The sequence below is a fragment of the Streptomyces sp. CHD11 genome (assembly GCF_018638295.1).
Taxonomy (GTDB): domain Bacteria; phylum Actinomycetota; class Actinomycetes; order Streptomycetales; family Streptomycetaceae; genus Streptomyces.
This window is the reverse complement of sequence record NZ_JABTTS010000019.1, coordinates 24,841-50,818: the sequence shown is the minus strand read 5'-3', so window position 1 is coordinate 50,818 and position 25,978 is coordinate 24,841. Positions and strand designations below refer to the sequence as shown.

Below are 25,978 nucleotides of genomic sequence, written 5' to 3'. Positions count from 1 at the left end.
GCGCACGGGACCACTGTAGGCGCGGGCACCGCGGCCCGCACATGACGAAGGGCCCCACGAGGGGGCCCTTCGTCAGAAAAGTCGCCGTCCGGGTGAATCCGGTCAGACGAGGAGAGTGGGCGGCGGCGCGGTGGGCCACCTCATGCGGATCGATCCGCCGCTCTTCCCCGCGCTGACCTCGACGTCGTCGACAAGGCCGCTGATGACCGCGAGACCCATCTCGTCCTCCTCGGTCTCCACGTCGGTGTCGGGTCCGTCACCGGACGTCCGGCCCGGGGTCGCATGGGGCGCCTCGTCGCCGACCTCGATGGAGAACTGCTTCTCCTCCTCGATCAGCAGCACCTTCACAGGCGCCGAGATGCCGCTGTGCTGATGCAGTCCCACGGCCCTGGTGCACGCCTCGCCGACGGCGAGCCGGACCTCGTCGAGGACGGCCTCGTCCACTCCGGCCCTGCGCGCCACCGCCGCTGCCACGAGACGGGCGGTCCTGACATGCTCGGGCAGCGCGCTGAAACGAAGTTCAACGGTGGCCATGCATCCCCCTCGCAACTACGGGCGTGCTGTGGAGAGGCCGGGCCGCCGAACGCCCGGCCCTCCTCATGCTTCTCTTGTGCCGCCCGGACCCAGGGCCCGGGAGCGGGGGCGGTCAGTCCGTGGCCGCCACCGCTTCCTCGACCGAGGTGTGAATCGGGAACACCTTGGTGAGGCCGGTGATTCGGAAAATCTTGAGAATGCGCTCCTGGTTGCAGACCAGGCGCAGCGAGCCCTCATGGGCACGCACCCGCTTCAGGCCGCCGACCAGCACGCCGAGTCCGGTGGAGTCGAGGAAGTCCACACCTTCCATGTCGACGACAAGGTGGAAACTGCCGTCATTCACCAGCTCGACCAGCTGCTCGCGCAGCTTTGGCGCGGTATATACGTCGATTTCGCCACCGACCCTGACGATCGTGCGATCGCCCATGGTCTCGGTCGACAGGGACAGGTCCACGGATCCTCCAGCACCTAGCTATCGAGCGGTCGCCCTTGGGGCATCTCGGCTCAGCCCCCTGGACGGTTCGCCAGCCGCGATGGCATTCAATCACTTACCGGCAGGCGTGCACGACGCCTTGGCCCCATTGTCCGTCACTCCGGTGACACACTCGGTGCCGATGGCCAAGAATCACCGATCCGATCGACCCCCGACGGACACCCCGTCCAGGACCCCGCCGGGCGTGGTCCTGGACCGGCTCGTGTCCGGACCGAGCCGGGCTTCGCGCGTTACTCATACCGAGCACTTGCCCCCGCGCACGGGTCGCCATGCCGTCTGGCCGGACCGGATCCGCGCGGAGGTCGTCGCCGCCGTGCAGGCCGCGGGCATCGGACACCCCTGGGCCCACCAGGCACGCGCCGCCGAGCACGCCCTGGACGGCGAGTCCGTGGTGGTCGCCACCGGGACGGCGTCCGGCAAGTCCCTGGCGTATCTGACGCCCGTCCTGTCCACGCTCCTGGACGGGGCCGAGGCCCCGAACGGCCGCGGGGCGACCGCCCTGTATCTCGCCCCCACGAAGGCCCTCGCCGCGGACCAGTGCCGATCCGTGAAGGAACTTTCACAACCACTGGGCCATTCGGTGCGCGCGGCGGTCTACGACGGTGACACTCCGTTCGAGGAACGTGAGTGGATCCGCCAGTACGCCAACTACGTCCTGACCAACCCGGACATGCTGCACCGGGGGATCCTGCCGTCCCATGCCCGCTGGTCCTCCTTCCTGAAAGCGCTGAAGTACGTCGTCATCGACGAGTGCCACACCTACCGGGGTGTGTTCGGCTCCCACGTCGCCCAGGTGCTGCGCCGGCTGCGGCGCCTGTGTGCCCGCTACGGCGCCTCCCCGGTGTTCCTGCTGGCCTCCGCGACCGCCGCCGAGCCCTCGGTCGCCGCCGGCCGCCTCACGGGCCTGCCGGTGGTGGAGGTGGCCGACGACGCCTCACCGCGCGGTGAACTGGTGTTCGCCCTCTGGGAGCCGCCGCTCACCGAGCTGCACGGCGAGAAGGGCGCCCCCGTCCGCCGTACGGCCACCGCGGAGGCCGCCGACCTGCTGACCGACCTGACCGTGCAGGGAATCCGGTCGGTCACCTTCGTCCGCTCCCGGCGTGGCGCCGAGCTCATCTCCGTGATCGCCCAGGAACGCCTCGCCGAGGTCGACCGCTCGCTGGCCCGGCGTGTCGCGGCCTACCGGGGCGGGTACCTCCCCGAGGAGCGCCGCGCCCTCGAGCGCGCCCTGCACTCCGGCGAGCTCCTCGGTCTCGCGGCGACGAACGCCCTCGAACTGGGCGTGGACATCTCCGGCCTGGACGCCGTGGTGATCGCCGGTTATCCCGGGACCCGGGCCTCCCTGTGGCAGCAGGCCGGCCGCGCGGGCCGTTCGGGTCAGGGCGCTCTCGCCGTCCTGGTCGCCCGGGACGACCCGCTGGACACCTTCCTCGTCCACCATCCCGAGGCCCTCTTCGACCGACCCGTGGAGTCCACCGTCCTCGATCCCGACAACCCCTACGTGCTCGCCCCGCACCTGTGCGCGGCGGCCGAGGAGCTGCCCCTGACGGAGGAGGACCTGGTCCTGTTCGGCCCCGCCACCGCGGATCTGCTCCCGCAACTGGAGGCCGCGAAACTGCTGCGCCGGCGGACGAGGGCCTGGCACTGGACCCGCCGCGAGCGGGCCGCCGACCTGACCGACATCCGCGGCGCGGGCGGCCGCCCCGTGCAGGTCGTCGAGACCGGGACGGGCAGACTGTTGGGCACGGTCGACGCGGGCGCCGCCCACACGAGTGTCCACGAGGGCGCCGTCCACCTGCATCAGGGCCTCACCTACCTCGTCCGCTCCCTCGACCTGGAGGACTCCGTCGCGCTGGTCGAGCGGGCGAGCCCGACCTACACGACCGTGGCCCGGGACACGACGTCGATCACCGTGCTGGAGACGGACACCACGATCCCCTGGGGCGAGGGCCGCCTCTGCTACGGCTCCGTCGAGGTCACCAACCAGGTGGTCTCCTTCCTGCGCCGCCGCCAGATCACCGGCGAGGTGCTGGGTGAGACGAAGCTCGACCTCCCTCCTCGTACGCTGCGCACCCGCGCGGTGTGGTGGACGGTCACCGAGGACCAGCTGGACCGGGCCCGGATCGATCCGGAGATCCTCGGCGGTGCCCTGCACGCCGCGGAGCACGCGTCGATCGGCATGCTGCCGCTCTTCGCGACCTGCGACCGCTGGGACATCGGCGGCGTATCGATCCCGCTCCACCCCGACACCCTGCTCCCGACGGTCTTCGTCTACGACGGCCACCCGGGCGGTGCGGGCTTCGCGGAACGCGCCTTCCACACCGCTCGCTCCTGGCTCACGGCCACCCGCCAGGCCATCGCCTCCTGCGAATGCGACGCCGGCTGCCCCTCGTGCATCCAGTCCCCCAAGTGCGGCAACGGCAACGACCCACTGCACAAACGGGGCGCGGTACGGCTGCTCACGGTGCTCCTAGACGGCGCACCGGCGGAGAAGCGGGAGGAGACGGAGCCCCGGGAGGACACGGATGACGGGGAGGGGACGGAGAACGGGGAGGGGACGGAGAGGGCCGGAACGGTGGGCGGGACCGCGCGGACGCGACCGGGGCGGACGCCCTCGCCCGGATCGGGCACCGGAACCGGGGACTGATCCGGGACTCCCGAACCCGGGACGACCGGCCCCGCCCCCGGAACACACCCCGCCGACCCGGCCGCACCCACGTCCTGGACCGGCACCGGCCCTGCGGCCACGTCCGGAGCCGCGCCGTCCGCCGGTGGCGCCACTCCCCCGGCAGGCCCTGCCCGCGCCCGCACCTCCACCGTGAAGGGATCCCGTCCCGACGCCACCGACACGTCCGCCACCTCCCCGGTGATCGCGCACCGTACGAGCCGCGAGTCCTGTGCCCGGGCCAGCCGGTCCGCCTGCTCGCAGGCAGCCGTACGTCCCTCCGTCCAGTGGTCCGCCGCCGCGAGCGCCGCCAGGTCCGCGCCGCCGGCCGCGCGGTGCCGGACCACGACTGCGTGTCCGAGGGCGAGGACGATGCCGAACACCACACACAGCACGGCGATCGCACCGACGCTCCAGACCGTGGCCGACCCCCGGTCGCGGCCCGGCGCACGCCACCGGTCACCGCGCTTCCCGCCGCCACGACGGGACACACCGCCGCACGCCCGGTGGACGGGGCCTGCGCGTCGCTGGACGGCCGGACCGCGGCCGACGCCGTGCGGGCCCCTTCGGGCGCCGTGCGGGCCCCTTCGGGCGCCGTGCGGAGCCTCTCGGCCGGCCATGGGCCACGGCTCGGGCGGCCGGGCGCTCACGCTCCCACCCCCACCGTCTCCTCCACCGCGGCGACGGCCTCCTCCCGCAGTTCGAACGGCAGTCCGTGCAGCACCGGAGGCCTCGCCACGACGACGACCCGGACCTGCTCCGCCTCCCGGCTCACCGTGATCCTCGCGCCGGGCGGCGCTGCCGCGCGGGTCACCTCGACCACCGCGTCGGGCGGATCCTGCCGGGCCGCCGCGCGGGCGCCCGTACGCGCCGCGTCCACGCACTGGATCTGCGCCGCCACCACCAGCAGACCCCAGACCAGCGCCGTCACGAACATCACCAGTACGGGCATCACCATGGCCGTCTCCACCGACACGAACCCCCGGTCCGCGCGCCGCTCACATCCGGCCATCAAGTGCCTGCTGCACGATGTTCCGCAGTGCCGTGCTGACCGGTCCGCTGTTGACCACCTTGTAGAGCACCACGGCGAACGCCACCGCCGCCACGATGCCCATGGCGTACTCCGAGGTCACCATTCCGGCGTCCCTCCGTGCCGTACGCGCCCCGCACACCAGGGCACGCAGTCGTGCCCGTACCACCTGATACATCTCAACCCCCGTGAGGAGAAGCCGAATCGAACTTGTCTTGTCGGTCACGCTCGTTCATGCGGTCCGCCGCTCGTCTGCCGTCACCCACCACCTCCCCGCAGGGCTCCGTCCGCGAGCCCGACCACCACGGGCACCACGCCGACCGCGATGAACGCGGGCAGGAAGCACAACCCCACCGGGGCGCTCACCAGGACGGCCGCCCTCCGGGCCCGTGCCGTCGCCGCGCGGGTCCACTCCGCGCGGACCCCGGCGGCCAGCCGGCCCACGGGGGCGGCCAGGGGAAGGCCCGAGACATCGGCCCGTTCCAGCAGCCGAGCCAGCGGCCCGCCGCCCTTCAGCGCCGCCAGCCGGCGCCAGGCCGCGCCCGGTTCACCACCGAGCCGCACCTCCGCCGCGCCCCGCGCGAGCGCGTCTCCGACCGGCCCGCCCAGGGCCTCCCCGACCGCTTGCGCCGCGGGCACCGGTCCGGCGCCCGCGGCGATGCAGGCGGACAGCAGATCGGCTGCCAGGGGAAGCCGCCGTGCCGCCTCGGCGCTCTCCGCCTCCCGGGTGCGCGCTCCCGCCGCCGGCTCTCTCAGCCGCCACCGCCACAGCCCCGCCGCGGCCGCCAGTCCCACCGCCGCTCCGGCGGGACCGTCCACCAGCCACCACCCGGCACCCACCACGCCCACCAGCGGCAGCCACCTCCGCGCGGCGGCCCACGGCAGCCCGGGGTGTGAGGCGGTCGCCGTCCGCTCCGGCGGCAGCACCTCGGCCAGTCGTCTCCGTACTCCGCGCTCGCACCGCCTGCGCCACCACCAGCCGACGGACCAGCCGAGCACCGACACGATCCCCACAGCCACCCCCAGCCTGTGGACAACTTCTCCGCTCATGCCGCCCTCTCCTCCGCGCTGCGCATGATCCGCAGCACCCACCACAGCCCCAGGCCCTCCAGCACCCCACCGGCCCCCAGGCAGGCCAGTCCCGCCGGCGTGTGCAGGAGGATGTACAGCGGGTCGGCCCCGAGAGCCGCACCGAGCGCCAGGCCCACGACCGGGAGCCCCGCGAGCATCACCGCCGTGGCACGGGCACCGGCCAACTGGGCGCGCAGATCGGCCCGCTGGTCCCGTTCGGCACGCAGCGCCGCTTCCAGCCGGTCGAGGCCGGCGGCGAGTCCGGCCCCCTGGTCCACCGCCACCCGCCAGCACGCGGCGAGCCCTCGCAGCCCTTCCGCGCCCGGCTGCCGTGACGCCGCCGTGAGCGCGTCCGGGACATCGCCGCCGAAGCGAGCCGCCGCCAGCACGGCCGCCTGCGTGTCACCGAACCCGCCGGAGTCCCGGGCGGCCGACAGCAGCGCCTCGCCCGGCTGCCGTCCGGCCCGCAACTCACCGGCGAGCGCCGCGCACAACGCGATCACCGCGTCCCCACGCCGTTCCCGGGCCCGGCGCTCCCCGGCGGTCCGCCGCACGCGCCGCAGCAGGGGCACTCCGGCCGCCCCGGCGAGGACCGGCAGGACGGAAGTGCCCAGCAACGCCAGTGCCGCCCCGGCGGCCAGCGACCACCATTCGTGGCGCAGCCGCCCCCGGACGCGGGCCCACTCGTGGATCACCCGGGGCCACCCCGGCGGTCCGTCTCCCACCGTGCCCCCGCCGGTCAGCAGCAGCCGTGTCCGCCTGGCCCCGGCATGCCCGCCGCCCAGCAGCCAGGCGGCGGCTCCCAGACAGGCCACGGCCGCGCCCGTCGACACCTCGGTCGTCCCGCTCATCACGCGGCCTCCTCCCCCGGCCCGTCACCCCGCGCGTTCCGCAGCAGCCGGCGCAGCCGCTCCCAGCCGCGCTCGGGGGTGAACGCCTCCGGGCCCCATCGCAGCGCCGGCACCGTCCGCACCAGCCCCGAGGGGTCCCGCTCCAGCACGTGCACCTCCGCGATGCGGCGCCGGCCGCTCCGGTCCCGTACGAGGTGGAGCACTACTGACAGGGCGGCGGCCAGCTGACTGTGCAGGGCGGCCCGGTCGAGGCCCGCGGCCGTGCCGAGCGCCTCCAGCCGGGCGGGCACATCCGCGGCGGCATTGGCGTGAACCGTGCATGAGCCTTCATGGCCCGTGTTGAGGGCGGCCAGCAGGTGGGTCACCTCGGGGCCGCGGACCTCGCCCACGACCAGCCGGTCGGGCCGCATCCGCAGTGCCTGGCGCACCAGGTCCTCGAGGGTGACGAGGCCCGCGCCCTCCTGATTGGCGGGCCTGGTCTCCAGACGCACGACGTGCGGATGATCCGGACGCAGTTCCGCCGAGTCCTCGGCCAGGACGATCCGTTCGTCCGGACCGACCAGTCCCAGCAGCGCGCTCAGCAAGGTCGTCTTGCCGGTTCCGGTCCCTCCGCTGATCAGGAAGGACAACCGCGCGTCCAGCAGCGCCCGCAGCATGCGGTCCCCGCCCGGCGGCACCGTCCCGGCCGCCACCAGTTCACCGAGTGTGAAGGCGCGCGGCCGTACGACCCGGAGCGACAGGCACGTGCAGCCGACCGCCACCGGGGGGAGTACCGCGTGCAGCCGCGTCCCGTCGGGCAGCCTGGCGTCGACCCACGGCCGGGCGTCGTCGAGCCGCCGGCCGGCCACGGCAGCGAGCCGCTGAGCCAGGCGCCGGACGGCCGTGGCGTCCGGGAAGGCGACCTCACTGAGCTCCAGCCCGCCGCCGCGGTCCACCCAGACCCGGTCGGGAGCCGACACCAGGACGTCGGTCACCGACGGATCGGCCAACAGCCGTTCGAGCGGGCCGCTGCCGACCAGCTCCGACCGCAGCTGTTCGGCGGCCCCCAGCACTTCGGCGTCCCCGAGCACCCGGCCCTGGTCCCGCAGCGCCTGTGCCACCCGCGCGGGTGTCGGCTCGGCCCCGCTCTCGGCCAGCCATCGGCGCACCCCGTCGAGCAGGCCGGGAGGCATTCCCGCGCCGCTCGTCACCGGCCCCCTCATGCCGCCCTCGCCTCGACCAGCGCGCGCTCCCAGAACTCCTTGCAGAAGCGGGCCAGCGGCCCCCTGCCGGATGTCCCGGGGGGTCGTCCGGTGCCGTGCGGACGTTGCAGGGCCGGGTCGACGGGCAGGTCTCCCGCGAGAGGCAGGCCCAGCAGCCGGGCCACCTCGCGGTCGTCCAGACCCGGCGCGTAGGGCCCGCGTGCCGCCACCCGGAGATCACGCAGGACCATGCCCACGGCGGAGGCGACACGGCCCGCCGCCGCGATGGCGCGCAGTTCCGCGGGGACCACGAGCAGTCCGAGGTCGAGCTGGGCGAGGACTTCGGCGACCCCGTCGTCGACGCGGCGCGGAAGATCGACCACCACGGTGCCGCCCCCGCGCCGGGCGGCGGCGAGCACCGCGCGTACGGCCCGGGGCGGTACGGCGAGGCAGTCGCCGCGGTCCCAGCTGAGCACCCGCAGCGAGTGCACCTGGGGCAGTGACTCCTCCAGGGCCCCGCCGCCGACCCGCCCGCGTGACGCGGCGAAGGCGGGCCAGCGCAGTCCTTTGGCCGCTTCCCCGCCGAGTGCCACGTCGAGTCCGCCGCCCAGAGGGTCCGCGTCCACGAGCAGGGTGCGCAGTCCCTCCCGCGCGGAGGTGACGGCGAGCGCACACGCGAGTGTGGACGCCCCGGCGCCGCCCCGGCCGCCGATGACTCCCACGGTCAGGGCGGGCCGGCCGACTCCTTCGGCCACATCGGCGATGCGGTCGACCAGCCACTGCTCGCCGTCGGGCAGCATCAGCACATGGTCGGCGCCGATCTCGACGGCCCGCCGCCAGACCCCGGAGTCGTCCTGGTCCCGTCCGACCAGCACCACTCCCGGCCGGCGGGCCGCCCCGCGCACCCGGCGTGCGGCATCGTCTCCGACCAGGACGAGCGGTGCCGTCTCCCAGCTGCCCCTCGCCTCCGGCGCCCCGTGATGCACCTCCGGTGTGGCTCCGGCCGCCGCGCACAGGCGCAACAGGTCGTCGAGGAGCCCTGCGTCCTCGGTGAGGATCAGCGGTGCTCCCTGGCGGCCTCCTCCGGTGGCGGGTGGCGGGTCGTGCGTGATGATTCCGTTCATGTTCGTCCCCCTTTGGCGTATCCCATCGCGTGACCTCCACGGCCCCGCGATTCCCATGCGGAGAGGAACCGGCGAGCGGTCCTCCTGTGAGCGGCCGGCAAAAACCGGCCGTACGCGGCCCGGCCAACGGCACCGGCCACGAACTCGCGGCGAGCGGGCCGCGCTGGAATCACGATGCGGTGAGCCGGAAAAAGATGTGGATCTTGGTGGATTTCTGTGGATGAGGCGACGGCTGTGAATATCGCGGTCACTCTTGACGGTGAGACGCGCGCACTTTCGGTACGAGCCCCGAAGAGCAGCCCGATGACTACCGAGTGTTACTAGTCATGCGCATGACAAATCGTCCCCTACGTACGACGCCACAGCGCTTCAGGCGCGGCCGATGGGGAGAAAAGGCATCCGGACATGCGACGACCCCCGCCGGGGGGGAGAGCGGGGGTCGTCCCCACGGCCGACTCGGGGGGGGAGGAGTCGGACCGGGTTAGACACGGTCGCGAACGATCCGTGACTTCCATGGTGTACCCGAGAGCCTTCTCAGGCAAACCCACGCGCCACACCTTACGCCGAATGGGCTGCGCCTATGCTCAGGGATGTGGAAAACCACTCCTTGCCCCGCACAGCCGCCTTCTTCGACCTGGACAAGACGGTCATTGCGAAGTCGAGCACGCTCACGTTCAGCAAGTCGTTCTACCAAGGCGGCCTGATCAACCGCAGGGCGGTCCTGCGTACCGCATATGCCCAGTTCGTGTTCCTCGCCGGCGGCGCGGATCACGACCAGATGGAGCGGATGCGCAAGTATCTGTCGGCCCTGTGCCGCGGCTGGAACGTCCAGCAGGTCAAGGAGATCGTCGCCGAGACGCTGCACGACCTGATCGACCCGATCATCTACGACGAGGCGGCCACCCTCATCGAGCAGCACCACACCGCGGGACGCGATGTGGTGATCGTGTCCACGTCGGGCGCCGAGGTGGTCGAGCCGATCGGCGAACTCCTGGGCGCCGACCGGGTCGTGGCCACCCGTATGGTCGTGGGGGACGACGGATGCTTCACCGGCGAGGTGGAGTACTACGCGTACGGGCCGACCAAGGCGGAGGCGATCCGCGAGCTGGCCGCCTCGGAGGGCTACGACCTGGCCCGTTGCTACGCCTACAGCGACTCGGTGACCGACGTGCCGATGCTGGAGTCCGTGGGCCACCCGCACGCCGTGAACCCCGACCGCGCGCTGCGCCGCGAGTCCCTCGCGCGGGAGTGGCCGATCCTCGACTTCCACCGGCCGGTACGCCTCAAGCAGCGCCTCCCCGCGCTCTCCGTACCGCCTCGCCCCGCCCTGGTCGCGGCGGCCGCGATAGGAGCCGCGGCGGCCACCGCCGGCCTTGTCTGGTACGCCAGCCGGCGCCGCGCGACAGCGGCCTGAGGGCAGGGCCGACCCGCCAGACGCACGGACGGGCGCCGGCCGCATTCCCGCCCCGACGTCCGTTTGGCGCGCCTTTGATCCCAAAAGTAAAGAAACAGAGCCGGGACTTCCCCTTACCGCACACCCGGAGTACAAAGGACTTGACGGCCCGCGAGACCGAGGACATCCGAGAGGATGACCTTCACCACGCATTTGGCCCCACGGACCGCGCATGAACACGGTGAACCCACGCGACGTCGACCCGTCGATTACGGGCCAGCCGCACCAGGTGACGGGCAGAGTTCCCGACCTGATGGGCATATTCCGAGGACGCTTGGTAACACGGTGAACATGCCAGCGGCGGTACGAGTATTCGTACCGCCGCATCTTCGTGGGGGTCCCGTTCGTTTTCCTTTCAGGCCGCCCCGCGCTGCAGCGCCTCGCACACGGCCGTCGACTCGCGTGCCCCGAGTTCGACCGCCCGCCCGCAGTGCGCGATCCAGGCGGCCACCCCCTCGGGAGTCCCGGAGGCATAGCCCTCCAGCGCCCGCAGATAGGCCTCCCGCCCCAGCTCGGCGTGACCTGCCTCGGCGGGGCAGACCGACTTGGGATCGAGTCCGCTGCCGACCAGGACGATGCGTTCGGCCGCACGGGCGACCAGACCGTTGTGGGACGTGAACGGGCGCAGCGTGAGGAGTTCGCCGTGCACGACCGCGGCCGTCACCAGGGCCGGCGCCGAACCGCCGGCGATGACGAGTCCGGACAGGCCCTCCAGCCGTCCGTGCGCCTCCGGCGCGCCCGGCAGGGGCAGGGTGACCAGCGGCTCGTCGACCGGCTCGCCCTGCTGCCGGGGCCGGCCGACCTGCTCGGCCTTGTCTGCCGCCGCCACCAGGTGCAGCCGGGCCAGCACCCTCAGCGGAGACTGCCGCCAGATGGACAGCAGCTGGCCCGCCTCGGCGGTCAGGCGCAGGGCCGCGCCCACCGCGCGCGCCTCGTCGTCACCACTGAAGTCGCTGCGCCGGCGCACCTCCTCCAGTGCCCAGTCCGCACCCGAGAGCGCGGCGGAGCCACGGGCGCCGCGCAGCGCCGCCTCGGAGGTGATCTCGTTGCTGCGCCGCCGCATGACCCGGTGTCCGTACACCCGGTCCACGGCCTTGCGCACGGACTCGACGGAGTCGGCCACACCGGGCAGGCCGCCCAGGGCCGCGAGCGGGTCGGCGGTCGCGCCTGTCGTACTCATGAGTACGACCCTACGCATCCTGCCCGCCCGCCCCACGATGGAGTGGTCTTCTTCACGCCCCCACCTCACACACCGCGACATATCCATTACGCTTGGTGAACATGAAAATTGCTTTCGTTGGGAAGGGCGGCAGCGGCAAGACGACCCTGTCCTCCCTGTTCGTCCGGCACCTCGCGGCCGCCGGGGCTCCGGTGATCGCGGTCGACGCCGACATCAACCAGCACCTCGGAGCGGCGCTGGGCCTGGAGGAGACGTACGCGGCCGCCCTGCCCGCGCTGGGTGAGCACCTGCCGCTGATCAAGGACTACCTGCGCGGCACCAATCCGCGCATCGCCTCGGCCGAGACGATGATCAAGACGACGCCGCCCGGGGAGGGCTCCCGGCTGCTGCGCGTGCGCGAGGACAACCCGGTCTACGACGCCTGCGCGCGTCCGGTGGAACTCGACGGCGGGACCGTCCGTCTGATGGTCACCGGCCCCTTCTCCGACGCCGACCTGGGGGTCGCCTGCTACCACTCCAAGACCGGAGCGGTGGAGCTGTGCCTGAACCACCTGGTGGACGGAGCCGACGAGTACGTCGTGGTCGACATGACCGCCGGCTCGGATTCCTTCGCCTCCGGCATGTTCACCCGCTTCGACATCACGTTTCTCGTCGCTGAGCCGACCCGGAAGGGAGTCTCCGTCTACCGCCAGTACAAGGAGTACGCCCGGGACTTCGGCGTCACCCTGAAGGTCGTCGGCAACAAGGTGCAGGGCCCGGACGACCTCGACTTCCTCCGCACGGAGGTCGGGGACGACCTGCTCGTGACGGTGGGGCAGTCGGACTGGGTCCGGGCGATGGAGAAGGGCCGGCCGTCCCGGTTCGAACTCCTGGAGGAGCCCAGCCGGCACGCCCTGCGTCTGCTGCGCTGCGCCGCCGACGCGACGTACGAGCTCCGTGACCGGGAGCGCTACACCCGCCAGATGGCGCACTTCCATCTGAAGAACGCCCGGTCGTGGGGGGACGAGCGCACCGGGACCGACCTGGCGGCCCAGATCGACCCCGGCTTCGTGCTCGGCGAGAACGTCACGGCGTCCGCCTGACGATCATTCCTTGGCCGCGGGTGACCCCGGTGCCCCCTTGGGGGCCGGGGCGGGCCCGCCGGACAGGAAGGACGTCCAGCCCTTCTTCGGGGCCTCGCCGACGCCCAGTGTGCGCAGTTTCGCCAGGGTCGCCGGGTCCTGGGCATCCAGCCAGTCGGCCAGCTGCCGGAAGGAGACACAGCGCACGTCGGACTTGTTGCACACCGTCTCGATCACCTCCTCGACGGCCCGCATGTAGGTGCCGCCGTTCCAGGACTCGAAGTGGTTACCGATGATCAGGGGTGCCCTGTTGCCCTGGTAGGCCCGCTCGAAGCCCTGGAGCAGACCGTCCCGCATCTGATCGCCCCACAGCTCGTGCTTGGCGGGGTCGCCCTGGGTGGTGGTACCGGACTGGTTGACCATGAAGTTGTAGTCCATGGTGAGCTGTTCGAAGGAATGCCCGGGGAAGGGCACGAGCTGCATCGACAGATCCCACAGCCCGTCCTTCTTCTTCGGCCACACCTGGTTGTTGACACCGCTGGTGTCATAGCGGAAACCCAGCTCGCGGGCGGCCTTCATGAAGTTCTCCTGCCCTTCCAGGCAGGGTGTGCGGGCGCCGATGAGCTCCTCGTCGTAGTCGAAGGGCAGCGGAGCCGAGTTCTTCATGCCGGCGTTGGTCTTCCAGGTCTTCACGAAATGCTTGGCCTGGGTGATCTCGTCCTTCCAGTCCGCCACCGACCAGTCACCGACGCCGCCGGCGCTGCCACAGAAGTGCCCGTTGAAGTGCGTACCGACCTCGTTGCCCTCGAGCCAGGCCAGCCGCAGTTGCTCCACGGTGTCGGCGATGCCCTCCTTGTCGTTGAAGCCGATGTCGGAGCGGCCCGGGGAGTGCTGGGGCGGCCTGTACAGGTCGCGCTTCTCCTCCGGCAGGAGGTACACGCCGCTCAGGAAGTACGTCATGGTCGCGTTGTTCTCCTTGGCGACCTTGCGGAAATGGGAGAAGAGCCGCTGACCGTCCTCCCCCGCGCCGTCCCAGGAGAAGACCACGAACTGCGGCGGCTTCTTCCCGGGCTCCAGCCGCTTCGGCCGGGGCAGATGAGGTTGCGCCCCGGTGTACGCGGTGGAGCCGTCGCCGATCAGCCGGACGACGTTCTTCGGCGCGGGCGCCGGCTCGGCCTTCTCCTTGTCCCGGGCCTGTTCGCCGGTGCTGTCCGCGCCGGTCCCGCAGGCGGCGAGCGAGGCGACGCAGACCGCGGCGATCACGGCGCCCGTGGCGATCTTGTGGGTGGCGGCCATCCGCCCACCTTCTTCCTTCTCTCGGGCCTGGCTCGATGAGGGCGTTGTCTGGTGCTCTGCCGGTCCACGCCGACAGCGCCGCCAACGTCGCACGGAACGAAGAAGGAATTAATACGACAAGCCGATGAAATGCTCACTTCACCCGCCAGGGTGAAGTGAGCGCCCATTTGCCCGGAAAGTTTACGCCAGTGCTTCACTCTGCATTACTGTTCGCTTACTGATTGCTGTCACTCCCTGCCGTTCTGGGGCCATGCCCCACGGCCGCGACCGCCTCACCTCCGCGTGGAGCTCACCAGTCGCGCGACCGCGCAGACCCAAAGGAGACGGGACACCATGTCAGCCTGCGTTCCCGCCCGCGCCGCCGATGCGGACCACACCGAGCGCGCGCACCCGCCCCACAGTCCGCCGCCCGGCCCCCGGCGTCTCCGTATCGCGAGCGCCGACATGTCGGCCGCCGTCGCGGTCTTCCTCATCGCCCTCCCGCTGTCCCTCGGCATCGCTCTCGCCACCGGCGCGCCACTCCAGGCAGGACTGGTCGCCGCGGCCGTCGGCGGTATCGTCGCCGGGCGGATCGGCGGCTCGCCCCTCCAGGTCAGCGGTCCGGCCGCCGGGCTGACCGTCGTCACCGCCGACCTCATCCAGCAGTACGGATGGCGGACGACCTGCGCCATCACCGTCCTCGCCGGCCTCGTCCAGATCGGGCTGGGCTGTCTGCGGGTGGCACGCGGCGCACTCGCCGTCAGCCCCGCCATCGTGCACGGCATGCTCGCCGGCATCGGCGTCACCATCGCCGTCGCCCAGTTGCACATCGTCCTCGGCGGCACTCCGCAGAGCTCCGTCCCCGACAACCTGCGCGCGCTGCCCGCCCAGTTGGCGGACCTCCATCCCGCGTCCCTCTCGGTGAGCCTGCTGACCCTGACCCTGCTGCTGCTCTGGCCGCGGCTCCCCGGCCGGCCCGGACGCCTGCTGCGGGTGATCCCGGCAGCGCTCGTCGCCGTCGCCGGAGCCACCGCGATCGCCGCCGCGGCCGGCCTCGTCCTGCCCAAGGTCGACCTGCCGTCCTGGCGCAACCACGCCCTGGCCGGGCTGCCCGAAGGGCCGGCTCTCGGCCTCGCCGCCGCCGTGCTCACCACGACGCTGGTGTGCAGCGTGCAGTCGCTGCTCGGCGCCGTCGCCGTGGACAAGCTGGTGTCCGCGCGCCCCGGTCCCGGGCACACCGGGCGGTCCGACCTGGACCGCGAACTGCTCGGTCAGGGAACGGCCAACATCGCGTCCGGTTCGCTCGGCGGACTGCCCGTGGCCGGAGTCGCGGTACGCAGCTCCGCGAACGTCCACGCGGGCGCGGTCAGCCGGAACTCCACGATGCTGCACGGCGTTCTCGTAGTAGCCGCCGCGCTTTTGATGGTCCCGCTCCTGGAGTGCATCCCGCTCGCCTCGCTCGCCGCCCTGGTGATGGCCGTCGGCGTCCAGATGGTGTCCCTGCACCACATCCGCACGGTGACCCGCCACCGGGAAGTGCTGGTCTACGTCGTGACCACCCTCTGCGTCGTGTCCCTCGGCGTCCTGGAAGGTGTGGCCCTCGGTATCGCCGTGGCCGTCGGCGTGGCCCTGCACCGCCTCACCCGCACCCGGATCACCCATCAGGAAGAGGAAGGAGTCCACCACGTACACGTCAGAGGGCAGTTGACGTTCCTCGCGGTGCCACGGCTCAGCCGGGCCCTGCATCTCGTACCCCGAAGTGCCCGTGCCGTCGTGGCCCTTGACGGCTCCTTCATGGACCACGCGGCGTTCGAGGCGCTCCAGGACTGGCAGAGCACCCACACCACCGGCGGCGGCACCGTCGAGATCACCGGCCGCCGGGCCGACCTCCGGATCGCCGAACCGGCCGCTCTCTCCTCCGCGCACCCCGCCGACGTTCCCGGGGCGACCGACCCGTCCGGCGCCGACTGCCGCTGCCGGCCCTGGACGGCCTGGCGCAACCACCAGTGCGAGCGCCCGCGACCGCTGCCGGACACCGGACACCGGTCGGCCCCGGCCGGCGGAACGGCCGGCACGGACCGAACAGCAGGCGGAGCGAACCGGCCGGACGGAGCGAACGGGCCGAACGGAGCGGACGGAACAGGCGGACCAGGCGGACCAGGCGGACCAGCAGACGGGGAGAGGAGAACGGACGAAGGGGCCGGCGCGCCCGGGTGGCTGGACAGCACCGGCGGCAGCCGGCTGGTACGCGGCATCAGCACGTTCCAGCGCAACACCGCCCCGCTGGTCCGCGGCGAGCTGGCCCGGCTGGCGCGCGAGGGACAGCGGCCCGCACAGCTCTTCCTGACCTGCGCCGACTCCCGCGTGGTCACCTCCATGATCACCTCAAGTGGGCCGGGAGACCTGTTCGTGGTGCGCAATGTCGGCAATCTCGTGCCGCCGCCCGGGGCGGAGAGCGGCGACGACTCGGTGGCGGCCGCCATCGAATACGCCGTGGACGTGCTCGCGGTGCGCTCGATCACGGTGTGCGGGCACTCGGGATGCGGCGCCATGCAGGCGCTGCTCGACGACACCGAGCCGGGCTGCGCCCTTACGCCGCTGAGACGCTGGCTGCGGCACGGGCAGCCGAGCCTGCAGCGCATGGCCGGGGTGGGCGGACCCCCGGCCCGGCTGACCGGCCGGGCACCCGCCGACGCGGCCGAGACGCTGAGCCTGGCGAACGTGGTGCAGCAGTTGGAGCACCTGCGCGCCCATGAGTCGGTGGCCCGGGCTCTGCAGGACGGGGCCCTGGAACTCCATGGGCTGTACTTCCACGTGGGGGAGGCCCAGGCGTATCTCCTCACGGAGCGGGACGAGGAGCGGGTGTTCGACCGGGTCCGGGCCGTGGACCTGGCACGGTGAGACGGACCCTTGGGTGTGAGAGGCGTTACACCCCTTGAACCGGCTCGCTCCGGGCCCCGTGGGAAGGGGTGACGCACGCCGCACCAACAGACTCCGACAGGTCTAAACCAATTTCCCGTCGGCCCTTGTCAGCGCACCCTCGGGTCTGATGAGCTGTGGCCTGGGACACAACGGACACCCTGGGAAAGGCAGATGCCGTGAGCAATGAAAGCCTGGCCAACCTTCTGAAGGAGGAGCGTCGCTTCTCGCCCCCCGCCGACCTGGCCGCGAACGCCAACGTCACGGCGGAGGCGTACGAACAGGCCAAGGCTGACAGGCTCGGCTTCTGGGCCGAGCAGGCCCGCCGGCTGACCTGGGCCACCGAGCCCACCGAGACCCTGGACTGGTCGAACCCGCCGTTCGCCAAGTGGTTCCAGGACGGCGAGCTCAACGTCGCCTACAACTGCGTGGACCGTCATGTGGAGGCCGGGCACGGCGACCGGGTGGCCATCCACTTCGAGGGCGAGCCGGGCGACAGCCGCGCCATCACCTACGCCCAGCTCAAGGACGAGGTCTCCAAGGCCGCCAACGCCCTGCTGGAGCTCGGGGTGCAGAAGGGCGACCGGGTCGCCGTCTACATGCCGATGATCCCCGAGACGGCCGTCGCGATGCTGGCCTGCGCCCGTATCGGCGCCGCGCACTCCGTGGTCTTCGGCGGCTTCTCGGCGGACGCGCTCGCCACCCGCATCCAGGACGCCGACGCGCGGGTCGTCATCACGGCCGACGGTGGCTACCGGCGTGGCAAGCCCTCCGCGCTCAAGCCCGCCGTCGACGAGGCCGTCGGACGCGTGGACAGCGTGGAGCACGTGCTCGTCGTCCGCCGCACCGGGCAGGACGTCGCCTGGACCGAGGGCCGCGACGTGTGGTGGCACGACCTGGTGGAGCGCCAGAGCGCCGAGCACACCCCGCAGGCGTTCGGGGCCGAGCACCCCCTGTTCATCCTCTACACCTCGGGGACGACGGGTAAGCCGAAGGGCATCCTGCACACCTCCGGCGGCTACCTGACCCAGACGGCGTACACCCACTGGTCCGTTTTCGACCTCAAGCCCGAGAGCGACGTGTACTGGTGCACGGCCGACGTCGGCTGGGTCACCGGGCACTCCTACATCGTCTACGGCCCGCTCGCCAACGGTGCCACCCAGGTGATGTACGAGGGCACCCCGGACACCCCTCACCAGGGCCGCTTCTGGGAGATCGTCCAGAAGTACGGCGTGACGATCCTCTACACGGCGCCCACCGCCATCCGGACGTTCATGAAGTGGGGCGACGACATCCCCGCGAAGTTCGACCTGTCCTCGCTGCGGGTGCTGGGCTCCGTCGGCGAGCCGATCAACCCCGAGGCGTGGATCTGGTACCGCAAGAACATCGGCGGGGACCGCACCCCGGTGGTGGACACCTGGTGGCAGACCGAGACCGGCGGCATCATGATCTCCCCGCTGCCGGGCGTCACCGACGCCAAGCCGGGCTCCGCCCAGACCCCGCTGCCCGGAATCGCCGCGACGGTCGTCGACGACGAGGCGAACGAGGTGCCCAGCGGCGGCGGCGGTTACCTGGTCCTCACCGAGCCGTGGCCGTCGATGCTGCGCACCATCTGGGGCGACGACCAGCGGTTCCTCGACACCTACTGGTCGCGTTTCGAGGGCAAGTACTTCGCGGGCGACGGCGCGAAGAGGGACGACGACGGCGACATCTGGCTGCTGGGCCGGGTCGACGACGTGATGCTGGTGTCCGGGCACAACATCTCCACCACCGAGGTCGAGTCCGCTCTGGTCAGCCATCCCTCGGTCGCCGAGGCGGCCGTGGTCGGCGCGACGGACGAGACGACCGGCCAGGCCATCGTGGCCTTCGTGATCCTGCGCGGTACGGCGGCGGAGACCGAGACCCTGGTCGGGGAGCTGCGGGGCCACGTGGGCACCACGCTCGGCCCGATCGCCAAGCCCCAGCGGATCCTGCCGGTGGCCGAGCTGCCCAAGACCCGCTCCGGCAAGATCATGCGCCGTCTGCTGCGGGACGTCGCGGAGAACCGCCAGCTCGGGGACGTCACGACCCTCACCGACTCCACGGTCATGGACCTCATCCAGGCCAAGCTGCCCCAGGCGGGCAGCGAGGACTGAGCGGGCGGCGACCGGTCCCGGTGCGGGGCGTCCGGCACATCCGTGCGCCGGACGCCCCTCGGCTGCCGGTGCCCCTGAGCTGCTCGTGCCCCTGGGCTGCTGGTGCAGCTCAGGGGCACGTTGGTTAAGGTGAACGCAAAGCTGTTGTCTCATGGGGCGCCGGGAAGTCTGGTCGGCACGCGATCCGTGCTACCCGCCAACCGGAGGAACATCCTGTGACCGACCCCCGCAACACCGGCTCCCGCAAGGCCTTCGGACGTCTCAGCCTGCCCGAGCGGACGTTCGTCACGGACGCGCTGCGCACCGAGACCGTCGGTGGCGTACTGCTTCTCCTGGCCGCCGTCACCGCACTGATCTGGGCGAACATACCCGCGCTGGGCGACAGCTACGAAAGCGTCAGCGACTTCCACTTCGGCCCCGGAGCCATCGGACTGGACCTGTCCGTGGCGCACTGGGCGGCCGACGGGCTGCTCGCGATCTTCTTCTTCGTCGCCGGGATAGAACTCAAGCGCGAACTCGTGGCCGGTGATCTGCGCGATCCCAAGGCCGCCGCGCTCCCCGTCGTCGCCGCCCTGTGCGGTATGGCCGTACCAGCGCTGGTCTACGTGTTGACCAGCGGCATCGGCGGCGGCTCGCTGGCCGGCTGGGCCGTGCCCACCGCCACCGACATCGCCTTCGCGCTCGCCGTGCTCGCCGTCATCGGCACCTCCCTGCCGAGCGCGCTGCGCGCCTTCCTGCTCACCCTCGCCGTCGTCGACGACCTGTTCGCGATCATGATCATCGCGGTCTTCTTCACCGCCGAGCTGAACTTCGCGGCGCTCGGCGGCGCGGTCGTCGGCCTGGCCCTCTTCTGGCTGCTGCTGCGCAAGGAGGTACGCGGCTGGTACGTGTACGTGCCGCTCGCGCTGGTCATCTGGGGGCTGATGTACAACAGCGGTATCCACGCCACCATCGCCGGCGTCGCCATGGGCCTGATGCTGCGCTGCCACCGGCGCGAAGGGGAGGAGCACTCCCCCGGCGAGCACATCGAGCACCTCGTCCGGCCGGTGTCGGCGGGTTTCGCGGTGCCGCTGTTCGCTCTGTTCAGCGCGGGCGTGGCCGTCTCCGGCGGTGCGCTCGCGGAGGTGTTCACCCAGCCCGAGACGCTCGGCGTGGTTCTCGGGCTCGTCGTCGGCAAGATGTTCGGCATCTTCGGCGGCACCTGGCTGACGGCACGTTTCACCAAGGCCTCGCTCAGTGACGAACTCGCCTGGGCGGACGTGCTCGCGGTGGCGACCCTCGCCGGGATCGGTTTCACCGTCTCGCTGCTCATCGGCGAACTCGCCTTCGAGGGCGACGCGACGATGTCGGACAGCGTCAAGGCCGCCGTCCTGACCGGATCACTGATCGCCACCGTCATCGCGGCCATCCTGCTGAAGATCCGGAACGCCAAGTACCGCAGGCTGATCGAGGAAGAGGAGCGCGACGAGGACCTCAGCGGCATACCGGACGTCTACGAACAGGACGACCCGGCGTACCACCTGCGCATGGCGGAGATCCTCGATCGGAAGGCCGCCGAGCACCGGCGACTCGCCCGGGAGAAGGCCGCCGAGCGGGACGCGCTTGCCGAAGTGGCGGACGGGGCAGGCGATGGGGACCACGGTCCGGCATGATCTGACGGGACGGTACAAAAGACTGGACCGTACGCGCAGCCATGAGGAACGTACGCAGGGCGTACGCAGGAGAGGGAGACCGCGATGAGCGCACCCGACGGCAGCCCGGTCGGCGCCGAACGCAGCATCGGCCAGTTGTTCGCCTCGGCGACGGCGGACATGTCGGCGCTGGTGCACGACGAGATCGCGCTGGCGAAGGCCCAGCTACGGCAGGACGTCAAGCGGGGCGCGACCAGTGGCGGCGCGTTCACGGCGGCGGGCGTGCTGCTGCTGTTCTCCCTGCCGATGCTGAACTTCGCCCTCGCCTACGGCATCCGCACCTGGAGCGGCTGGAACCTCGCGCTCTGCTTCCTGCTGTCCTTCGCGGCGAACGTGCTGATCGCCGTGGTCCTCGCGCTGATCGGCATCACCTTCGCCAAGAAGGCCAAGAAGGGCCGCGGTCCGCAGAAGGTCGCCGCCTCGGTGAAGGAGACGGCGGGCGTGCTGCAGAAGGCCAGGCCCCACCCGCGTCCCGCCCTGCCGCAGGACCGGGCCCCCCAGGCGATCGAGGCTGTGGCACGCTCGTCCTCATGACGGACCCCGCCACTCCTTCGGCGCACCCCCTATCTTCGGCCGTACGCCCCGACATCCCCGGGAGCCCCGGGCTCCTGCACCGGGATGTCGCGGCCAACGGCGCCCGCTTCCACATCGCGGAGCTGGGTGACGGCCCGCTGGTGCTGCTGCTGCACGGCTTCCCCCAGTTCTGGTGGACCTGGCGGCACCAGCTGACGTCGCTCGCCGACGCGGGGTTCCGGGCCGTCGCCATGGACCTGCGGGGAGTCGGCGGCAGCGACCGCACACCGCGCGGTTACGACCCGGCCAACCTCGCCCTGGACATCACCGGAGTGATCCGCTCCCTCGGCGAACCGGACGCCGCGCTGGTCGGACACGACCTGGGCGGCTACCTGGCCTGGACGGCCGCGGCGATGCGCCCCAAGCTCGTACGGCGGCTTGCGGTCTCCTCCATGCCGCATCCGCGGCGGTGGCGGTCGGCGATGCTCTCCGACGCCAGGCAGTCGGCCGCCATGTCCCACATCTGGGGTTTCCAGCGGCCCTGGATCCCGGAACGGCAGCTCACCGCGGACGACGGGGCACTGGTCGCCGCGCTCATCCAGGAGTGGTCCGGTCCACAGCCGCCCGACGAGAAGGCGCTGGAGATCTACCGGCGGGCCATGTGCGTACCGTCCACGGCCCACTGCTCGGTCGAGCCGTACCGCTGGATGGTGCGCTCCCTGGCGCGGCCGGACGGTATCCAGTTCAACCGCAGGATGAAGCGGCCGGTGCGGGTGCCGACACTGCACCTGCACGGCTCGCTGGACCCGGTCGTACGCACCCGCAGTGCCGCCGGGTCCGGGCAGTACGTCGAAGCGCCTTACCGCTGGCGACTGTTCGACGGGCTGGGACACTTCCCGCACGAAGAGGACCCGGTCACTTTCTCGACAGAACTGATCAATTGGCTGAAGGATCCCGAGCCGGACCGGTAACCGGTCGGACGCTTTCCGTACCCCTTCCGGCCCTTGTCTTCTGAACGTCTGCCCGACGAACGCCAATTGCCTGACGCATAGGCCAATTGAGGGTCCGTGAGGTGGTTACCGACCATGAGGCGGGGGCACACGTCGAGGTATGGGCTGGACGCACGACTACAGTGACGCAAGCCGCAATCGCCGCTCGGCGAGCGGTGTGGGTTCCCACCAGCGAGGCGGTGCACCACAGATGACGGCTACGGACCTCAGGGTGGGAATCCCGCGCATCCTCCGCCGCCGGGCGCGCTGGGTGTCCGTACGCCTTCGCCATCCCCGCGGCTGACGCCGGTTCAGCTCACAGCGCGCAGCTGTCACTGTCCACCTGCCGGTTCGCGGTGCGCCCCTTGGCGATGTCCTCCTGGATCTCGTCCACGGTGAGCGCGTAGCCCGTCTCGGCGTTGTCCCGGGACTTGGCGAAGACCACGCCGTAGACCGTGCCCTCGGTGCTCAGCAGCGGCCCGCCGGAGTTGCCCTGACGGACGTTCGCGAACAGGGAGTACACATCACGCCGGACCGTGCTCCGGTGGTAGATGTCCGCGCCGTTGGCCGTGATGCGGCCGCGCACCCGCGCGGCCCGCACGTCGTACGCCCCGTTCTCGGGGAAGCCGGCGACGATGGCGCCGTCGCCGCTGCTCGCGTCCTCGGTCGCGAACCGCAGCGCCGGTGCCGACATGTCGGGCACGTCGAGGACGGCGATGTCGCGCTCCCAGTCGTAGAGGACGACCCGCGCGTCGTACTTCCTGCCCTCGCCGCCTATCTGCACGGTCGGTTCGTCGACGCCGCCCACGACATGCGCGTTGGTCATCACGCGGCGGTCGGCGAAGACGAAGCCGGTGCCCTCCAGTACCTTGCCGCAACTCTCCGCGGTGCCCATGACCTTGACGATGGAGCGCTGCGCGCGGTCGGCCACGGGACTGCTCGCGAGAGCCGGGTCCGGCGGCCGTACGTCGTTGATCGGCTCGTCGGCGAACGGGCTGAAGACCTGCGGGAAACCGTTCTGCGCGAGGATGGAGGAGAAGTTCGTGAACCAGGTGTCGGCCCGGTCGGGCAGCACCCGGGAGACCCCGAGCAGCACCTTGGAGCCGCGGACCTCCCGGCCCAGGGTGGACAGTGTCGTACCGGCGAGGGCGGAGCCGACCAGCCAGGCGACCAGGAGCATCGCGACGACGTTGACCAGGGCCCCGCCGGTGGCGTCCAGCGCGCGGGCCGGGGACCAGGAGATGTAGCGGCGCAGTCTGTTGCCGAGATGAGTGGTCAGTGCCTGGCCGACGGAGGCGCAGACGATGACCACGACGACCGCGACGACGGCGGCGGTCGTGCCGACCTCGGCGTCGTCCGTCATGACGTCCCAGAGGACGGGCAGCAGATACACGGCGACGAGTCCGCCGCCCAGGAAACCGATCACCGACAGGATGCCGACGACGAAGCCCTGGCGGTAGCCGACGACCGCGAACCAGACGGCGGCGAGCAGCAACAGGATGTCCAGCACGTTCACCGCTTCAAGCCTCGCCTCGTCGTACCCAGCACGGCGACCACCCTGTCATGACCGCCAGTCCAGGGGGACCTGCTTGTCCCGATCCCAGGGGCGCTCCCACCCGGCGAAGTGCAGCAGCCGGTCGATGACCCCCGCGGTGAAACCCCACACAAGGGCCGATTCGACCAGGAATGCCGGTCCCTGGTAACCGCTGGGGTGGACCGTGGTCACCCGGTTGTCGGGGTGGGTGAGATCCGACACGGGCACGGTGAACACCCGCGCTGTCTCGTTCGGATCCACGGCGTCCACCGGACTGGGGGCGCGCCACCAGCCCAGCACGGGTGTGACCACGAAACTGCTGACCGGGATGTAGAGCTTCGGCAGGACGCCGAAGAGCTGAACACCGGACGGGTCGAGCCCGGTCTCCTCCTCGGCCTCGCGCAGCGCGGCCCTCAGCGGTCCGTCGCCCTGCGGATCGCCGTCCCCGGGGTCCAGGGCGCCGCCGGGGAAGGACGGCTGCCCGGCGTGCGCGCGCAGCGAGCTCGCCCGCTCCATCAGCAGCAGCTCAGGCCCGCGCGAACCGTCGCCGAAGAGGATGAGGACGGCGGACTGGCGCCCCGTGCCGTTCTCCGGAGGCAGGAAGCGGCTCAGCTGCCTCGGCGCGACCGTCTCTGCGGCGCGGGCCACCGGGCCCAGCCAGTGCGGCAGGCCCTCCTGGCTGAGCGTCACCCGGCCGCCCTGGGTACCGCTCGTACGCGTCATCGCCACCCCCCTCGCCCGGCCGCGTCCCACAGGTCCAACGCCCGGCGGCGCCGAGATCGTTCCGCCGGCCGCCGTCGGGTGCGCCGCTCCGTCATCCGGCCCCCAGCGGCGGGGCGGGCCTGCCGCCGGCGTCGAGGTAGGACTGCGGGGGGTTCAGACGCTGGCCCGGCAGACCGCCCTTCTCGTACTTCAGCAGCTTCCGCGCCTTCTCCGGATCCGTCTCGCCCTCCCCGTACGCCGGGCAGAGCGGCGCGATGGGACAGGCCCCGCAGGCGGGTTTGCGGGCGTGGCAGATGCGGCGGCCGTGCCAGATCACGTGGTGGGACAGGTCGGTCCAGTCCCTCTTGGGGAAGAGCGCGCCGACGGCCGCCTCGATCTTGTCGGGGTCTGTCTCCGCGGTCCACCGCCAGCGGCGCACGAGGCGCTGAAAGTGGGTGTCCACGGTGATACCGGGACGGCCGAAGGCGTTGCCGAGGACCACGAACGCGGTCTTGCGGCCCACACCGGGCAGCTTGACGAGATCCTCGAGCCGGCCGGGTACCTCACCCCCGAAGTCCTCCGTGAGCGCCTTCGAGAGCCCGATCACCGACTTGGTCTTGGCCCGGAAGAAACCGGTGGGGCGCAGGATCTCCTCCACCGCCTCGGGGTCGGCCGCGGCCAGGTCCTCGGGAGTGGGGTACTTCGCGAAGAGGGCGGGGGTCGTCTGGTTGACGCGCAGGTCGGTGGTCTGGGCCGACAGCACGGTCGCGACGACCAGTTGGAAGGGGTTCTCGAAGTCCAGCTCGGGATGGGCGTACGGGTACACCTCGGCGAGTTCACGGTTGATCCGGCGTGCCCGCCGGACCAGCGCGGTGCGCGACTCGCCCCCGGGCGGCTCGACCACGGTCTTCGCGGGGGCCGCGTGCACGGCCGCGGTCGCCTTGCTGGGGGCGACGACCTGCTTCTTGGGGGGCGGTGCCTTCTTGATGACAGTGGCCTTCTTGGAGGAGGGGGTGGTGGACTTGCCGCCGGTGGGGGCCTTTGGGGCGGGCGCCGCCTTACGCGATGCCCCGGCCTTGCGCGCGGGCGCCGCCTCCTCACGCGCGGTGGTGCTTCTCCGTGCGGTGCTGCTCTTCCGTGCCGTGCTGCTCTTCCGGGCGGTGCTGCTCTTCCCCGCGGTCGCCGCGTTGCGCGCAGGTGCGGCCTCGCGGGCAGGCGTCGCCTCGCCGTCCGCGGTCTCGCCGGTCACGGGCTTCTCTCCCGCGGCCTTCCCGGAGTCGGCCCCCCTCGATGGGGCAGCCTTCTTCCCCGGCGCGCCCCTCCCCGCCCTTCTGGTCTGCCCGGCCTCCCCGCTCGCACGGGCAGCCGCCGGGTCCGCCTCCGGCTTCGCCGAAGGCACCCTCTTTGCCGCTTTCGCCGTTTCCTTACCGCCATCGGAGCCCTGTTCGCCCACAGCGGAATCGCGACGTACCACCACTCGCGCAGCCCCCTCGGCCTGTGCTCTCACCGGCGATTTGGACACCCGGCCAGCCTACGACCCGGCGCCGACATCCGCCCCGGCCCCTGCAGTCCGGCGC

General features: G+C 71.8%; 22 protein-coding genes and 1 pseudogene. 9 read left to right on the top strand and 14 right to left on the bottom strand.

Annotation, left to right across the window (positions count from 1 at the left end):
* Window positions 1–102: 102 nt before the first annotated feature.
* Window positions 103–534: an ATP-binding protein gene (locus tag HTV45_RS19830; RefSeq protein ID WP_215207153.1), complete on the bottom strand. Its 432-nt coding sequence runs from the start codon at window positions 532–534 to the stop codon at window positions 103–105.
* 112 nt (window positions 535–646) lie between these two features.
* Window positions 647–988 (bottom strand): anti-sigma factor antagonist BldG, encoded by a 342-nt coding sequence (bldG, locus tag HTV45_RS19825; RefSeq protein WP_003991900.1) that lies wholly within the window; start codon window positions 986–988, stop codon window positions 647–649.
* A 79-nt stretch (window positions 989–1,067) separates the two neighbouring features.
* Here bldG and HTV45_RS19820 point away from each other — a divergent pair, with 79 nt between their 5' ends.
* Window positions 1,068–3,674 (top strand): DEAD/DEAH box helicase, encoded by a 2,607-nt coding sequence (locus HTV45_RS19820; RefSeq protein ID WP_251692428.1) that lies wholly within the window; start codon window positions 1,068–1,070, stop codon window positions 3,672–3,674.
* 140 nt (window positions 3,675–3,814) lie between these two features.
* On the opposite strand, the pseudogene HTV45_RS19815 reads toward HTV45_RS19820, so the two are convergent.
* The 7 genes and pseudogenes from HTV45_RS19815 to ssd form a co-directional block, all read right to left on the bottom strand.
* Window positions 3,815–4,183 (bottom strand): annotated as a pseudogene (locus HTV45_RS19815) (Rv3654c family TadE-like protein); the annotation flags it as partial.
* 155 nt (window positions 4,184–4,338) lie between these two features.
* On the bottom strand, window positions 4,339–4,704 hold the full coding sequence (locus HTV45_RS19810; protein ID WP_215207152.1) for a TadE family type IV pilus minor pilin: 366 nt from the start codon (window positions 4,702–4,704) through the stop codon (window positions 4,339–4,341).
* Window positions 4,691–4,900 (bottom strand): DUF4244 domain-containing protein, encoded by a 210-nt coding sequence (locus tag HTV45_RS19805; RefSeq protein WP_215207151.1) that lies wholly within the window; start codon window positions 4,898–4,900, stop codon window positions 4,691–4,693. Before HTV45_RS19805 ends, HTV45_RS19810 begins: the two co-directional genes overlap by 14 nt.
* A gap of 80 nt (window positions 4,901–4,980) precedes the next feature.
* Window positions 4,981–5,772 (bottom strand): type II secretion system F family protein, encoded by a 792-nt coding sequence (locus tag HTV45_RS19800; RefSeq protein WP_215207150.1) that lies wholly within the window; start codon window positions 5,770–5,772, stop codon window positions 4,981–4,983.
* Entirely contained in the window at window positions 5,769–6,644 is an 876-nt protein-coding gene (locus HTV45_RS19795) for a type II secretion system F family protein (protein ID WP_215207149.1), read from the bottom strand. The genes HTV45_RS19800 and HTV45_RS19795 overlap by 4 nt, the downstream gene beginning before the upstream one ends.
* A complete protein-coding gene (locus HTV45_RS19790) occupies window positions 6,644–7,846 on the bottom strand; it encodes a TadA family conjugal transfer-associated ATPase (protein WP_215207148.1) in 1,203 nt (400 codons plus the stop codon). Before HTV45_RS19790 ends, HTV45_RS19795 begins: the two co-directional genes overlap by 1 nt.
* Window positions 7,843–8,949, bottom strand: a complete 1,107-nt coding sequence (gene ssd / locus HTV45_RS19785) for a septum site-determining protein Ssd (RefSeq protein ID WP_215207147.1) — start codon at window positions 8,947–8,949, stop codon at window positions 7,843–7,845. The genes HTV45_RS19790 and ssd overlap by 4 nt, the downstream gene beginning before the upstream one ends.
* 580 nt (window positions 8,950–9,529) lie before the next feature.
* Between ssd and HTV45_RS19780 the strand changes: the two genes are divergently transcribed.
* Window positions 9,530–10,363, top strand: coding sequence for an HAD family phosphatase (locus HTV45_RS19780; RefSeq protein ID WP_215207146.1), 834 nt, complete (start codon window positions 9,530–9,532; stop codon window positions 10,361–10,363).
* 394 nt (window positions 10,364–10,757) lie between these two features.
* Here the strand turns inward: HTV45_RS19780 and HTV45_RS19775 are convergent, their stop codons facing one another.
* Window positions 10,758–11,582 (bottom strand): oxidoreductase, encoded by an 825-nt coding sequence (locus HTV45_RS19775; RefSeq protein WP_215207145.1) that lies wholly within the window; start codon window positions 11,580–11,582, stop codon window positions 10,758–10,760.
* A 101-nt stretch (window positions 11,583–11,683) separates the two neighbouring features.
* Here HTV45_RS19775 and HTV45_RS19770 point away from each other — a divergent pair, with 101 nt between their 5' ends.
* Window positions 11,684–12,664 (top strand): ATP-binding protein, encoded by a 981-nt coding sequence (locus HTV45_RS19770; protein WP_215207144.1) that lies wholly within the window; start codon window positions 11,684–11,686, stop codon window positions 12,662–12,664.
* A 3-nt stretch (window positions 12,665–12,667) separates the two neighbouring features.
* Here HTV45_RS19770 and HTV45_RS19765 read toward each other — a convergent pair whose 3' ends face one another.
* Window positions 12,668–13,939, bottom strand: a complete 1,272-nt coding sequence (locus HTV45_RS19765; RefSeq protein ID WP_215207143.1) for a hypothetical protein — start codon at window positions 13,937–13,939, stop codon at window positions 12,668–12,670.
* 333 nt (window positions 13,940–14,272) lie between these two features.
* Between HTV45_RS19765 and HTV45_RS19760 the strand changes: the two genes are divergently transcribed.
* The 6 genes from HTV45_RS19760 to HTV45_RS34380 all read left to right on the top strand — a co-directional run bounded on the left by HTV45_RS19760 (window position 14,273) and on the right by HTV45_RS34380 (window position 22,469).
* Complete coding sequence (locus tag HTV45_RS19760) at window positions 14,273–16,819, top strand: bifunctional SulP family inorganic anion transporter/carbonic anhydrase (RefSeq protein WP_215207142.1); 2,547 nt, start codon at window positions 14,273–14,275, stop codon at window positions 16,817–16,819.
* Window positions 16,820–17,016: 197 nt separating this feature from the next.
* Window positions 17,017–18,972, top strand: a complete 1,956-nt coding sequence (gene acs, locus HTV45_RS19755) for an acetate--CoA ligase (RefSeq protein ID WP_215207141.1) — start codon at window positions 17,017–17,019, stop codon at window positions 18,970–18,972.
* A 215-nt stretch (window positions 18,973–19,187) separates the two neighbouring features.
* Complete coding sequence (nhaA, locus tag HTV45_RS19750) at window positions 19,188–20,624, top strand: Na+/H+ antiporter NhaA (protein ID WP_215207140.1); 1,437 nt, start codon at window positions 19,188–19,190, stop codon at window positions 20,622–20,624.
* Window positions 20,625–20,708: 84 nt separating this feature from the next.
* Window positions 20,709–21,197: a phage holin family protein gene (locus HTV45_RS19745; RefSeq protein WP_215207139.1), complete on the top strand. Its 489-nt coding sequence runs from the start codon at window positions 20,709–20,711 to the stop codon at window positions 21,195–21,197.
* Complete coding sequence (locus HTV45_RS19740) at window positions 21,194–22,147, top strand: alpha/beta fold hydrolase (RefSeq protein WP_215207138.1); 954 nt, start codon at window positions 21,194–21,196, stop codon at window positions 22,145–22,147. The genes HTV45_RS19745 and HTV45_RS19740 overlap by 4 nt, the downstream gene beginning before the upstream one ends.
* 139 nt (window positions 22,148–22,286) lie before the next feature.
* Entirely contained in the window at window positions 22,287–22,469 is a 183-nt protein-coding gene (locus HTV45_RS34380) for a hypothetical protein (protein WP_251692427.1), read from the top strand.
* A gap of 12 nt (window positions 22,470–22,481) precedes the next feature.
* Here HTV45_RS34380 and HTV45_RS19735 read toward each other — a convergent pair whose 3' ends face one another.
* The 3 genes from HTV45_RS19735 to nth form a co-directional block, all read right to left on the bottom strand.
* Entirely contained in the window at window positions 22,482–23,681 is a 1,200-nt protein-coding gene (locus tag HTV45_RS19735) for a MarP family serine protease (protein ID WP_215207137.1), read from the bottom strand.
* A gap of 45 nt (window positions 23,682–23,726) precedes the next feature.
* The gene (locus HTV45_RS19730) at window positions 23,727–24,422 is read right to left on the bottom strand and encodes a CoA pyrophosphatase (RefSeq protein WP_215207136.1); all 696 of its coding nucleotides are present in this window, start codon (window positions 24,420–24,422) and stop codon (window positions 23,727–23,729) included.
* Window positions 24,423–24,513: 91 nt separating this feature from the next.
* A complete protein-coding gene (nth, locus tag HTV45_RS19725) occupies window positions 24,514–25,650 on the bottom strand; it encodes an endonuclease III (RefSeq protein ID WP_308309713.1) in 1,137 nt (378 codons plus the stop codon).
* Between the last annotated feature and the right edge of the window lie 328 nt (window positions 25,651–25,978).

Coding starts and splice junctions, on each gene's coding strand:
- HTV45_RS19760 (WP_215207142.1), top strand. CDS start 14,273: ATGTCAGCCTGCGTTCCCGCCCGCGCCGCCGATGCGGACCACACCGAG.
- ssd (WP_215207147.1), bottom strand. CDS start 8,949: ATGAACGGAATCATCACGCACGACCCGCCACCCGCCACCGGAGGAGGC.
- HTV45_RS34380 (WP_251692427.1), top strand. CDS start 22,287: ATGGGCTGGACGCACGACTACAGTGACGCAAGCCGCAATCGCCGCTCG.
- HTV45_RS19830 (WP_215207153.1), bottom strand. CDS start 534: ATGGCCACCGTTGAACTTCGTTTCAGCGCGCTGCCCGAGCATGTCAGG.
- HTV45_RS19765 (WP_215207143.1), bottom strand. CDS start 13,939: ATGGCCGCCACCCACAAGATCGCCACGGGCGCCGTGATCGCCGCGGTC.
- HTV45_RS19820 (WP_251692428.1), top strand. CDS start 1,068: ATGGCATTCAATCACTTACCGGCAGGCGTGCACGACGCCTTGGCCCCA.
- HTV45_RS19805 (WP_215207151.1), bottom strand. CDS start 4,900: ATGTATCAGGTGGTACGGGCACGACTGCGTGCCCTGGTGTGCGGGGCG.
- HTV45_RS19770 (WP_215207144.1), top strand. CDS start 11,684: ATGAAAATTGCTTTCGTTGGGAAGGGCGGCAGCGGCAAGACGACCCTG.
- HTV45_RS19780 (WP_215207146.1), top strand. CDS start 9,530: ATGCTCAGGGATGTGGAAAACCACTCCTTGCCCCGCACAGCCGCCTTC.
- HTV45_RS19795 (WP_215207149.1), bottom strand. CDS start 6,644: ATGAGCGGGACGACCGAGGTGTCGACGGGCGCGGCCGTGGCCTGTCTG.
- HTV45_RS19800 (WP_215207150.1), bottom strand. CDS start 5,772: ATGAGCGGAGAAGTTGTCCACAGGCTGGGGGTGGCTGTGGGGATCGTG.
- HTV45_RS19790 (WP_215207148.1), bottom strand. CDS start 7,846: ATGAGGGGGCCGGTGACGAGCGGCGCGGGAATGCCTCCCGGCCTGCTC.
- HTV45_RS19740 (WP_215207138.1), top strand. CDS start 21,194: ATGACGGACCCCGCCACTCCTTCGGCGCACCCCCTATCTTCGGCCGTA.
- HTV45_RS19745 (WP_215207139.1), top strand. CDS start 20,709: ATGAGCGCACCCGACGGCAGCCCGGTCGGCGCCGAACGCAGCATCGGC.
- HTV45_RS19775 (WP_215207145.1), bottom strand. CDS start 11,582: ATGAGTACGACAGGCGCGACCGCCGACCCGCTCGCGGCCCTGGGCGGC.
- HTV45_RS19730 (WP_215207136.1), bottom strand. CDS start 24,422: ATGACGCGTACGAGCGGTACCCAGGGCGGCCGGGTGACGCTCAGCCAG.
- HTV45_RS19810 (WP_215207152.1), bottom strand. CDS start 4,704: ATGGCCGGATGTGAGCGGCGCGCGGACCGGGGGTTCGTGTCGGTGGAG.